The sequence below is a fragment of the Vibrio rubrogenes genome, from assembly GCF_059641415.1.
Genome location: NZ_JCARSY010000139.1, coordinates 1 through 340, shown reverse-complemented (window position 1 = coordinate 340; position 340 = coordinate 1). Strand labels below are relative to the sequence as shown.

Annotated in this window: 1 protein-coding gene; it reads right to left on the bottom strand. The window is 38.5% G+C overall.

Annotated elements, in window-relative coordinates; translation table 11 throughout:
* Positions 1-139: 139 nt before the first annotated feature.
* Positions 140-340: GH-E family nuclease (locus tag AC55NX_RS20920; protein WP_496997482.1), on the bottom strand; the 201-nt coding region annotated here is incomplete at its 5' end.

Below are 340 nucleotides of genomic sequence, written 5' to 3'. Positions count from 1 at the left end.
ATTTTATGCAAGTAACTCCATTGCTCCGATTCTGATATTCTGTGAATGTCTGCACCGTCTTTAATCAATGTTTCAGCTTGTTGTATTTGCCCATTCCTCAAGGCCTTAAAAAGCTTATACTCCGGTCTTTCGGTATATTTCATTTTAATCGTCTCTTCTCTAAAAATTTGTCCATATCTTCAAGAATTTTTTCTAGGTCATCACTGCCCGGTTTTTCGTTTGCATGACTAAGGTTAGTTCTGGCGTCTTCAATCTGAAAATAGTCAGGGTGTGAATTCACAAAATCATTCAATTCTTCCTGTGTCATTTCCATCTCATCAGCGGCTCTGAGTATCCGTCG